At 35.6% G+C, this 12,603-nt stretch carries 7 protein-coding genes and 1 pseudogene; all 8 read right to left on the bottom strand.

Annotated elements, in window-relative coordinates; translation table 11 throughout:
• The coding region (locus tag QUF61_RS07450) for a hypothetical protein (RefSeq protein ID WP_289681210.1) at positions 1-571 on the bottom strand (571 nt) is incomplete at its 3' end.
• 255 nt (positions 572-826) lie between these two features.
• Positions 827-1,690 (bottom strand): hypothetical protein, encoded by an 864-nt coding sequence (locus QUF61_RS07445; RefSeq protein ID WP_289681209.1) that lies wholly within the window; start codon positions 1,688-1,690, stop codon positions 827-829.
• Between the two features lie 67 nt (positions 1,691-1,757).
• Positions 1,758-2,474, bottom strand: coding sequence for a class I SAM-dependent methyltransferase (locus QUF61_RS07440; RefSeq protein ID WP_289681208.1), 717 nt, complete (start codon positions 2,472-2,474; stop codon positions 1,758-1,760).
• A 12-nt stretch (positions 2,475-2,486) separates the two neighbouring features.
• Positions 2,487-3,401, bottom strand: coding sequence for an NAD-dependent epimerase/dehydratase family protein (locus QUF61_RS07435; protein ID WP_289681207.1), 915 nt, complete (start codon positions 3,399-3,401; stop codon positions 2,487-2,489).
• A 19-nt stretch (positions 3,402-3,420) separates the two neighbouring features.
• Positions 3,421-6,744, bottom strand: a complete 3,324-nt coding sequence (locus QUF61_RS07430; RefSeq protein ID WP_289681206.1) for a glycoside hydrolase family 99-like domain-containing protein — start codon at positions 6,742-6,744, stop codon at positions 3,421-3,423.
• A gap of 79 nt (positions 6,745-6,823) precedes the next feature.
• Positions 6,824-10,321, bottom strand: a complete 3,498-nt coding sequence (locus tag QUF61_RS07425; protein ID WP_289681205.1) for a glycosyltransferase — start codon at positions 10,319-10,321, stop codon at positions 6,824-6,826.
• A gap of 32 nt (positions 10,322-10,353) precedes the next feature.
• Entirely contained in the window at positions 10,354-11,979 is a 1,626-nt protein-coding gene (locus QUF61_RS07420) for a class I SAM-dependent methyltransferase (RefSeq protein ID WP_289681204.1), read from the bottom strand.
• A 253-nt stretch (positions 11,980-12,232) separates the two neighbouring features.
• Positions 12,233-12,603, bottom strand: a pseudogene (locus QUF61_RS07415) (hypothetical protein); the annotation flags it as partial.

Raw genomic sequence — 12,603 nt, 5'->3', positions numbered from 1 at the left:
TTGCCACATAAGCTTTTTCACCATTTACCCGGCTATGTTTTTCATCGGCTACCAAATCATTTGGCAGTTTTTCAGCTTGCTTTATTGTCGTACCAACCAAGCTAAAACCACTGATACTGGTTATAGCGCGATAGCAATACATAACGCTTTTATCAAAAACATAAGCTAAGGCCCAAGACGGCACACCGAACTTACTTAAAAATAGCATTTTTTCTAAATCATCTGTCTTTCCACGCATAAAAGGCATCACAAAACTTGGATAAACGTTGTAGCAAGAACGAACACCTTTTGGATCTATCAATATACGCCTAAAACGTAAATTCATCTTTGTTGAGAAGCGTGTAAACCCATGTAAATGATACCCTTTAGATATTGATTCTGGAAATAATTCAGGATGAAGTTGGTAATATTCATCCAGCTTCATCCTGAATAATGCTGGATTATTTATCAGATCTTCATAATCGGCTTCATCTATCGGTAAGCGTAATGCTTTTGATAATGCAATTGGCTGATCTTTTTCTTGTTTTGGGTCTATTTCTGTGGTCTTATTACTACTGGAGGTTGAGGTCATTAGTGTATCCGATTTGTTGTGATTTCTGCTGCATTATAGATCTTGGCCTCCCTTTTTATAAGCCCATCCCACACAAAGCGGTATAATCAGCATTATTATTTGTATGGCAGAAGTACCTGTTTTACCATAACCTATATGTAAAAATATCTTTTTCTTCATATTTTTATACCTATATCATTTATATAGTTTTTAACTGCTTAAAATTCATATGCTATTAATTTAGCTCATGTATAATGTTTAATTAATTTGCTGATGTCAGGTATTTAATAATAACTGAGTTTCATTGTGGCTCAAAAAATGTTGTGAAAATGCTTGGTTGGAAGCCTTAAAATGCATTTTGATGTCTTTTTCCAGTTGCTGATCTATCAGTGACAATGAAGCGCAAGGCTTAAAGGTTTGTGAAAGCTGTAACAGTTCTTGCATCAGAGACTCTCTATCATCTTTGTCAAGATTCAGTTTATCAAGCAGCGCCACGATATTGAAGAATTCAGCCAGAAGGCTTGGATTAACTTGCGGAGATTCATAATTGCCTATATTGGGTTTGAGGCTTAAAAGTTGATTAAAATCTGAGCAAACATCTTTGCCTACTATTTTTTTATCAAACAATCTGGCGATAATGGCTGACTCACTAAAATACTCCACCCAAGGTTGAATACGGGCTTGAAAATCAAAAGAATTGCGATGTAATTGGTAGAAATTTTTTATATTACCTTGATAATTATGACCTGCTTTAACCCACTGTAAAAAGGCTGACTCAATTAGTTTTGTTTGTTCCCTTATATAGAAAACAATTTTAACATCAAAGTTTCTCAGAGTGTCTGCCATAGCTTGAATATAACTGGGTTGGCAAAAGCAGAAATACTCTGAAGACAAAATAGTATTTTCACAGTATGATTTTTCAATTTCCTCAATGAGCATTTTATATAGTGATTCAATTTCTTCATTAAAGCTAGTTGATTCTAATTTGGCAAGCAAGTGATGGCCTGCTCCTAACATACCGATTTTAGGGTATAAAATACCATCATTCTTTAGCTGAAAAAAATTATTAACTAGCATTCCTTGTATAGCGGAAGTGCCCGTTTTACCAAATCCTATATGCAAAAATATTTTTTGCTTCATCTTTCTATACCTATATCACTAATGGTTGCCATACCAGAAAAATATTTATCTGAAAACTTATAGATATTTAGTATTGCTTAATACTTACTAACACATCAATATATTCTGCTCGAATGCCTTTATCAATATCATCAATTTGAATAATAACTGTTGGCATTTTGGCAACCTCTTGTATGAGAGAGGCAATATCATACCCCCAATGCATGGTAACCAAAGAACCTTTAGCATCCACGGGATTTCCGTGGTATTCAGGCTCATGATGGTAGATAATTTCACCATTATCTGACATTGACGCCCATCTTTCTGATTTTTTAGTTTTATTAATTATTGGTACAGTAAAAATATGAGCTCCTCCTGGCTTCAATACGCGCACAATTTCCTTAAATGCCTTTTCAGGATTAAATATATGTTCCATTACATCCTGTGATATAAATACATCAAAGAAATTGTCAGAAAATGTTAGAGCCTCAAGATTTTCACATCGATATCCACTTGGATGAGTGCTTCCTGATGGAATACTAGGAAAGTACTGAGAAGTAGTATAGTGAATACACTCTTTCTGCAACTTGATACTAGCTCCACGCACACCTGGAGAGGTTTCATGAATCATCAAATTCTTATAATCAGGGAAGTAATCTTTAATAATTTTGAATATGGCTCGTTCACGAGGGATTGAACCACAGCCCGAGCATAGCAAATGATCTCTAAACCAAGAATGTTCAGAGATAAATGTCTCATTTTTTTCGCAAATAGGACACCAGCCATCATGTTGAAACTTATCCATTTTAACTAAGACCTATGAATTATTTACCAACCAATCATATGTACGCGCTACACCTTGTTTTAAGTCAATATGGGGATACCACTTTAGTTCATATTTCGCTTTGGAAATATCAAGAATTGAACGCGGCACATCATATTTTCGTCCTAAGCTAAATGTCGGAACACAATTTTTGCCACTCACATTCCTAATTACATCAAGAATATCCAAGATTGAATAACCAATACCTGTTCCTGTATTATACACACCACAGACATCTTTTTCTGCTGCTATTCGACAAAGCTTTGCTAAGTCTGTTACATGAATAAAATCACGCACTACACTACCATCCCCCCATATCTCAATCTGTTCGTTTTTAATGAGCTTATCTAAGAATGTACCTATCACACCCTGCACTCCTCCATGTCCTTGTCTCTCGCCATAGGGATTGGATGGTCGTAATATGACACTGCGAATCCCATACAGCTGTTGATACATAAATAAGTATTTTTCAATCGCTACCTTAACGACACCATATGAACAGATGGGATTTAATGGATGAGATTCAGGAATTGGAACTATTTGGGGTACACCGTAGACTGTTCCTCCAGATGAAATATAGATCATTCGTGTTATTTTTTTTTGTACCATTATCTGTAATAACTTAATCGTACCGACTAAGTTATCTTCAATATCAGAAGCAGGATTAATATTAGATGTAGAGGGTGCAGTTGTACTTAATAAGTGAAAAACTATATCAATTCCCTCAAGTGCTTCTGTTAGTGCAGAGAAATCATTAAAATCATAGAGTCTATATTCGACATTTGGCAGGGGGGCACGAAATTTTTCAGGACTTCGATCAAATACTCTTACTTGGTAACCATGAGAGAGCAATGAATCTACTAGATGAGAACCAATAAATCCATTTCCGCCAATAATAAGTATTTTCATGTCTAGTCCAGCATCATTTCTAGCTTGTTGTGATCGAGTCAAAATGGGTATGCAAAGTTTCTAAATAGGCAAGCATTGCTTTCTTATGATTTTGATCTAAATCAACCAGTGTTGATGCAAGTTGTTGAGCAGAAGATACCTCTTCCAAATGGTTATGAGTTTTTGTAACACTATGAACATGCCGACGATGTGTATTTAGTGAATGCATACAGAAAGCTATTTTACCCATAACAGCTAGTCGCATATAAATTACCCAATCACCAGCCACTCTATAATTCTGCAACTCCCTTTGCAAAACAAACATTAAGTCTCTGATAGATGAACGACGAAAGAGTACTGCACTCACATTTGGGATAGTATTTTTTATACAAAGTGCCCGCTGAATTTCTTCTTTGCCATCAACTACATAATTTTGTCGCCAATAATTACCTACATCATCTGTATAGTATAAATAGTCATTGGCAAGTAAATTATCGCACTCATCAATTTGCTTGGATTGACTGAAAGCTAAAATAACTTTGGGATCATTAAAAAATTTAATTAGATTCTCAATAAATTCGGATTCAGCCAAGTCATCCGCTTCTGCAATCCAGACTATATCACCTTGTGTCAATTCAATACCTTTTTGCCACTGCTTAAATACTGAACCAGAGTTTTTTTCATTAATTTCTAATCGGTGAGGTGTCATACATTCATCAAGAAAGCCTTGGATTATGTCCAAGCTATTATCTGGGGAGCAATCATCTAAAACTATCAATTCGTATATCGGATAAGTCTGATTAGTCACTGTTTCCAGTCGTTGTCGTATATATTTTTCATATTTATAATTTGGAACAATAACAGAGACACGCTGAAACCCATTAAGATGATGCATAAGATCTAAGCTATACTGTTGCAGCGATGGCACATTGACCAAGCCTACTCTAGAAGGCTCGCCAAGTAATTCCACAACCTTGGATGCAAAATCGTCCACATCTTCATACGCGGCAAGCTTACCTCCTTGTTCAACAACGAAATCGCTCGCTCCTGACGCACCTTTAAATGCCACTATTGGCACATTTACTTCCGCAGCCTCCAACACAACATTTGGAAAAGGATCTTCTCGAGAAGTCAATGCATATACAGAAGCTGCCGCGTAATATGCTAATGGTTCCTTGTCGAATCCAACAAAAAGGATTCTTTTTTTGCACTGCAATGCATTGATTCGGTCATCTACCACCTTTTGCATTTGTAGATCGAAATGCCCTACCCATATGAAGATAGCATTGGGTTTTTCCTGTAAAACGTGTTCCGCCACTTCAACAAAGAGATCAGCTCCCTTTCGGGAGTCAACATAGCCGATTGCAAGGACAATCTGGCAATTAGCAGGTAATTGGTGCTTATGGCATATCTCTCTATAAGCAATGTCTTTTTTCTTTTTATATGGGTTTTGTCTTAAAAGTCCTTGATGCCTAATAATTACCTTACCCACTTCAATAGGAATCATGCTTTCAAATTGCCGATACACAAATTCAGCGGGAAAGACTATCTTATCGGAATATTTAGCAATGTCTTTGGCATTGGCTTCTTGCTTCATATCTCGAATTACCCCTGGCAACTCATGGATAAGGCTCAACACCCGATAACCATTGGACTTCAGATGTGGAACTATACTACCACTAACGACTGTGCTGGTAATAGCATCACTTATACCTCTTGTGCGCAATTCTGATAAATAGTTATATGTGGCTTCCGCACCTGCTTCCTGTGCATTTAATGTTTGCCCAATACAACAAAATTCTTCAAATAACCGACCTCCATCCAGAGCAAGAATAAAAACCCTTATTCCATTTTCTCGTAGTTTTCGTGCTACTTCGAGTATCAAATACTGTGCGCCGTGGGGATGACAGTCGTGAGTAACAATAAGCGTATCTCCAAAATGAAATGATTGACATTGCAGATGTGCCTCTCTAACTGCCTGCAACCAAGCATAACCATAACACTGATCCGGTTCCAAATGCGCGCCTTCAGCCCATTCGTTCCAAGCGTTAATAAATACAATTTGTTCATCAGAATTTGTTTGATTTTGTAAAGTATCATTGAAGGCATTGATAAGCCATTTCTCAAATAATTGTGGACAACTATTGTGAAGGACTGTGCCTTTATTTTTTTTACGCGCAGTGTTGTCCCAAGAAGGGGTCACAGTTCTAAGGAGGGTATAGTTGGCTTTCTGATATTCTTCACTCCGGTCAATGAATACCCGCCAATCATAGACGATAGATTCAAAATTTTCTTGCAATGGATTAACTGTGCGAGTAATTTCAGGGGGGGATGATTGATTTGGTGGAAACTCGCAGGCAGCATCAAAGCCATATATGGCTGGGTCAACACATTCAAATGACTGCGGATAAGTCAGATAGATTTCTCCTATACCATTTGCACGGCACCATGCCCGCCAACGCTGAGCGGTATTTTTCATGGAAGGAAAAAGATTGGGGCGATAGACCAGCAGGAGAGGCTTACCATTGATATGTATATAACGTGGATCGCGCAGATACTTGGCAGCATTAGCAATAAATTCAATATCATCTTTATCTGAATAGTGCTGCTCCATGAGCAGATCACTATCTTTCCCATCCCAGCGACGAGACCAGTTTTCGTTGGCCCAACAAACACAGAAAGGTAAATCAAGCGTGGGATCATTGAGATAATTATCCACTGGTTGTTCGAGTAGTCGGTGCCCAGTGAACCAGTAGATATAAAAACAAAACCCTTCTATACCATATTGCTTGGCAAGTTCAATTTGCTTGGCTTGGGTATTGCTATCCTTCAGTAGATCATAATAACCAAGAAAGTTGTCGGGGAGATGTGGCTGGTAATGACCTGCAAACTGTGGTTTGGCAGGCTTGACATTAGTCCATTCAGTAAAGCCCTCCCCCCACCATTTGTCATTTTCTGGTATGGCATGAAACTGTGGCAAATAGAAGGCGATGACTCGTACAGCCTTTTGAGGTGGTGACGTACTCGTTGATAATCTAGGAATATATTCTGGTTTAGCTACTGAATATTTAGGTAAATAGGATGATTGAAAATAGCTTAGCTCTAATGTCTTTAAGTAATTAAGTTTACGTAAAAAAATAAAAGTTTGGGGAGAACAGTATGGTAAGCATTGTGAAAGATAGTTATCTAGTTCAGGATGTTTTGCAAATAATTGCCTTAGACCTGCAGTATCTAAAAGCATATAAGAAGCTAAAGAAGTAAAGAAAGTTGAGGCATTTTCAGGTATTAGAGGCTGAGCCAAAAAAATTAATAAGCGTTCAGCCCCCTTTTCTGGTAATTTATTGTCTTTAGATATTACATGCATACTTTAATTTATCCATCTTTTTTATTCTACTTCATTAAAAAAACTTTTCTATTTAGTTTTTAGCTGAAGAAATGTATTTTTAACACGGTTCTAAGTTAGGCCGATAAATCTCTATACCTGCATTAATGTTCTCGGCATTATCTACTTTCCAATCTTTTACAGAAAACTGATCTTGCTCATAGTATTTATAATCATCCCTTAAATTATGTTTTTTCCATCTAGCAATAAAATTTTTTCTATTATAAGACACATGTCTTAGTCTTCCTGTAGATTTTCCTTCATAATGCAATACTACAGAGCTTGGCTCATACCAACATGATTTTTCTTCACTGTCATTCAACCTTAAACAAAGATCAACATCTTCTTGACCATTTATAAATATAGGATCAAATCCTCGATGTTGAGCAAAATCCTTAGACCTAATAGCAACACATGCAGCAGTTACTGCTTTAAAGCGTCTGCCATAATTGACCACTGGGTCTTTGCTATCAAACCCGGCATATATTGGATAGCCTAAATTGCTCCATTGCGAAAACACTATACCACAACATTGGATTGTCCGGTCTGGATATAATAGTTTGGGTTGAACTGCCGTAATAGTCGGATCATCTAAACGAGAGATTAACTTATCTAACCAATAATCTGTAACAACCGTATCACTATTTAAAAAAACACAATATTCTGTATTAGTGACAGAAAAACCAATATTACAGCCAAGTGCAAAATTAAAGTTTTCTTCATTTTTAATACTACGGACATTTTGATAATTAGCAGAGAAGTCAGTAATCAGCTTGCTTGTTTCATCATCATGTCTATTATCAACTAAAATAATTTCAAATTGTGCATTATTTTTTATTGAGAATAAAGAGTTAATACATTTAATTAACAATTCTCCTTGTCCATAAACGGGAATCACTATTGATACACAATTATAATCTCTTTTTTTATTAAAACAATGATTCCAATCAATTAAGTTGGTATTTAATGCCATTAGCCTAAAGGTATAACACTCATCTTTAACTAATCGATTGTTTTTCCTGAGAATTCTTTTTTCTTTTGCACCTAATTTCAGGTAATGGGCAAATGGTTCTGTTTTTTTATAATCAATATCAGAATTGATGGCTCTATATTCATTTGGATCAAAATATTTATTTGGTTTAACATTATTGAATATTCCAATTGTTAAATAATGTATTATTAAGTCTACAGAAGTATTTTCTAATTCTGGAAACCTGTTTAAATACTCGAATTCATCAAATAAAAGACTCTCTTTTATAGTTTCTCTATTTTGTTTAAGGTATGGGTATTGCGCCATTAGGTTTGTTATACCTGAATGAGAAATATGTTTATTTGCAGGCATAATTATTGTACAACAATCACAAGCATCTACTCCAGATAGATGCAATAAGCCAACTTTCATTCGTGTAGATGTTGCTATTAAGCCAAAATAGCGCTCTAAGGCATGTTCTAGCTTTCCATCTAATTTATAGTTACCATCCTCTATCCAATTAGACAAGTTGTAGATATAAGAAATATCCTCTAAACATGAAGGCCTACACCAGAACATAGAACCCGCAAAAAAACCCCAATCAGTAGTGGGCGTCTCATGGGATAACATCTGTTCACACAACATATCTAAGTTTTTTTTATTATCTAACATCAAGTGTTGCGCTGATTGGTAAAGCGATGCTGGTCCAACAAATGAAACATTAGAATTATTAAAAAAAGCATTAGCTGCCAGAGTAAAATTTTTTGTTGAACCAATTAAAGAGTCAAACATCAAGTCTCGCCAAATTCTATCTTTATCAGACTCGCCTTTTTTTGTATGTATTTTGCAGACAGCCTGATAACCTTCATTTGATAAAATCGGAATAATTGATAGAAATGGTACTATGTCCATTCCAATATTCGAACCCCAAAATACCCTGGCAGATGGAAACTCAGAAAGTATATCTTTAGTTATAAAATTAATTTTTCTTTTTGAAGAGTTTTTTATGTTAGATGAAATGGTTACAAATAAATCAAACTGAGCATCTAGTTTTTTCAGCCGTTTTGATATTTCTTCCCAAATATGAGGATAAAAATAGTGTACAACAACAGCTATTTTTTTCTCAGTGGATTTGATATTTAATTTTCGTATTACTCGTTTAGGCTCTACAGGCAAAGCCGTGGCTACTTTATATCCTATTTTTTCATTAAGTAATTTAAGCAATTTGATATTAATACTTTCAGATAAAAAAATTAATTTTTTTGAAAAAAAACTCAACCTTTTTTCTATTCTTAATAATTTTTCAGCATTTTCTTTAAACCCAAACTCATTTTTTATCAAATTATACTGAGATATATGGGTTTTTCTTGGTTTACTATCTATTACATCTAGTAGCTTAGGTTGAGAAAATAAAATAACTAGTTTATTATTAATTAAGTCCTCTATACTGGGAGTTTTGTATACGAGAGTCAAAAGCCCTCCCATGAGTGCATCAGATAATTTTGCAGGCACTTGAAATTTAGAAACTGATAGGTTTATATCTTGTAATAAAACACAAATATCTCCCATGGCTACAATTTCTGGAACTTTATCAAATGGTTGATTCTCAAGAAACTTATACTTAATCCTTTTTTTATGAAGTAATTCTTCTTTTAAGGATAACGAACCTCTAGGAAAACTTCCTACAATCAGAAATATAATATCGCCTCTATTTAATTCAGCTATTGCGTCAGCGGTTTCTAATAAGCCCTTGTGCTTGCGTGGTGTACCAAAAAATAAAACCACTTTAGCATTAAGTGGAATACCATATTTTTGCCGACTTGCACGCTTTAGCTCAGGTGAAGGTTTGAATAGTTTCTCATCTCGTGCATGGCGAATAATCTCTCCGCCATAGCGTTGTTGCAGTGCAGGATTGGATACTGTCACACCATCAAATTCTTTAGCTAGACCAACAGCCAAGCGTGTCCAGACTTGATTGTCCAGACCCTGTAAGGGAGGAAGGTTGCCATTAAGTTTAATATATTCTTCAATAGTTATTGGTTTATCAGTTCCAGCAAAGGCAAGCTCTTCATCATCTATATCAACTAAAACACTTGAACCCCAGATGAGTTTATATAATATACCAAAAAAAATGTTAGGAATTCTAGGCTTAGAAAGATGAACTATATCGTAAGGATGAGCCAGTACAAGTTGTAATGCTTGTTCAATAAATTGGCTCTCATCATTAACAATAAAACTATGGACAGGGATTTGGGTATTATTTCTAATAGGTTCCCACAGGGCATTACCATATCGAGGAAAAATACTGCCAATGATTTCTACTTCGGTAAAAGTTTGATACAGTTGCGCTAAAGTATAGACGCGCCCTGCTGCATTATGGGAAAGCTCCCAACCACAGACTGCTACTTTTTTAATATCATCTTCTAAACGTGAATCTCGATATTTTTTTCGGGCAAGTGCGTGGTTAAAGACAAGAGTTTTTTCAAGGGAGGAAGATGACTGCTGTAAGAGCTTTATATATTCTTGAATGGCTGCAATATAGTTTTCACTACGAAGGGCATGATTAGCATGGAAAAATTGAGTTGTCATAATTTGTTACTTTACTTGATTTTATACGTGCTTTAGATTGATTTTTTTAAATTATCCAATAGTTCTTGCCGTGAATATTTATCTTGTCTGGATTGATAGATGTTCTGCAATAATGAATTGAGATTTTTGCTATGACAGGAAACGACATCTCTTCGTTCTACAATATCTTGAGGTGCAGATTCAATAGCGGTATAGCGCTCCACTATTTCATCATAGTGCTCAGATAAAACTCGGTTATTGGAATCCAAGCCTGTAATTAAAAGCAAACCAGTAGGGTTTGCGTCTAAGGTCAACACGAATAAATCAGAGCGATATTCAGAGAGGATAGCGTAAAATTTCCAAATATCGCCAGTCCAGTTTCGAGTTACTCGGCAGCGCTCAGCTTGAGTTGCGTGTCCGGGATAAATATCATCAATAACAACCACGGTTCCAGACGCTGAATAATACTCTACATTCATAAAGTCGCGTAGCGCGAATTCAAATAAGTGCATACCATCAATAAAAACTAAATCCGGTGATTTTGATAATAAGGTTTGAGCATTATGTTTGAAAAAATTGTCACTGCTGGCTGTGATAACAATAGCTTGATTATCTAAAGTTTCTTTTATGTGAGGCATGGGGTCTATACCAATAGCTTCACATTTTGCCAGCGATAAACTTTTTCCTGTTTGTACGCCAATTTCAAAGTAAAATCTAGGTTTTATGATGTTATGGATAATACCTAATAGTTCATACTTATCCATATCACCTTTCACAGATTCCTCTTTATCTGTTGCTGCAGGAAAACGCTGCGTCTTAATATAAGCCTCATCAAGTCGCTGATAAATATTTTGAGGAGTATCTATTCCCCAAGCAGAGATTATATTTTGAAAACGCCTAATAGCTTCTGGATAAGAACCTTCCGCAATAGCCATTTCTGCCCATACAGACCATAGCTCTTTATTCTCATTTCTTTTTAATAGCCGTTGCTTGATTATATTATTAGTTTTATTTATTAATGCGGTCTTTGAATTTCGCTCCTTAGTTACTTGATGAACTTCTGATTCAAGTTTTTTTATAACCTGCTCAAATACTTCCAATTCTTTATCTTTCTCTTCTAATTCTAACTTATTTTTCTCTAACTTAAGTGATGATTCTATATGAGCAGGAATTATTTGATTATGCTCTGGTAGATTTGTTACGCCCATTAGTTGACTGGGTTCTATTAAAGTTTTTAACTGGGTTTTATATTTTTGGCTAATACTTAAAATAAAAAAATTTTTAGCATTATCATTATGCCCAGAAGCCTTATTTTGATTTTTTTCAACTGTTGCCACATGTCCTAAGTTGATATAAACCCCAGAAGCTAACATTTTTAAAATCTGCTGTTTGGGACAACCCCATTTTTGAGTTAAGAAAACATATTGTCTTGCTTTTTCCTTTTCACCAACTTGAAACAAACCCGTTGCCGCCAACAAAGCCAAGACTGCACGATCTGGGTGTGATTCTAAATTTTTAACATCCAATTGCGCTAAACTCTCCCAGTCGCCAAACTGCCACTGTGCTTTACTAAGCTCAAGCAAATATTCATCATAAGCCACTGATACCTTCTGGGGTGATATGGATATTGTTTGTGCCGCTAACGCGCTTGATGAGGTTTTATCTATTTCTGTAGTCATTATCTGTATTTTTCAATTTGTTCAATAACCTAAGTACAAAATTGCCGTATAACCACATTTTTGCCTTACTCTTTGACTGGCTTGAAGATGATTAGGTGAAATGGTTTTCAAAGATAGTCTAGTATGTTTGAGCATATATATAAAAATCTGCTACCCATAAAAGCATTACAATTCAGCAATATAAGGCTTCACCAAGTGCGTTATATTCCAATACTGCAACTAACCACATCTTACCTATTCAGTATTCTCTGGATTAGTCATTACCAGGCTTTGAACGCTGCAATGCTCGAAGCTGTTGATTCAAGGATTCAGTCATACTTTTATACTTATCTTCTGACAATAAGCCTTGCTGGTAGAGTTGTTGACAGAGAAGCAACTGTCCTTTCAATGTACCTTTAGCCTCACCTTTAGCTTCACCTTTAGCTTCACCTTTAACTTCACCTTTAACTTCACCCTCACGAAAAGCTTGATTACGAATATGTTCAGTAATAGTGGTTTCAATATATTCCATGTTAAACTCCTGCTTAATTTGCTTAAACCGCTGGACTGGAATTTTTTTATAAGAATCGACCCATTGATTAATTAATAATAAGTGATCATCTTCAAGTTTTCCTTTTAATTGGC

Source organism: Candidatus Venteria ishoeyi (assembly GCF_030378065.1).
Lineage (GTDB): Bacteria > Pseudomonadota > Gammaproteobacteria > Beggiatoales > Beggiatoaceae > Venteria > Venteria ishoeyi.
This window is presented reverse-complemented; position numbering and strand designations above follow the sequence as displayed.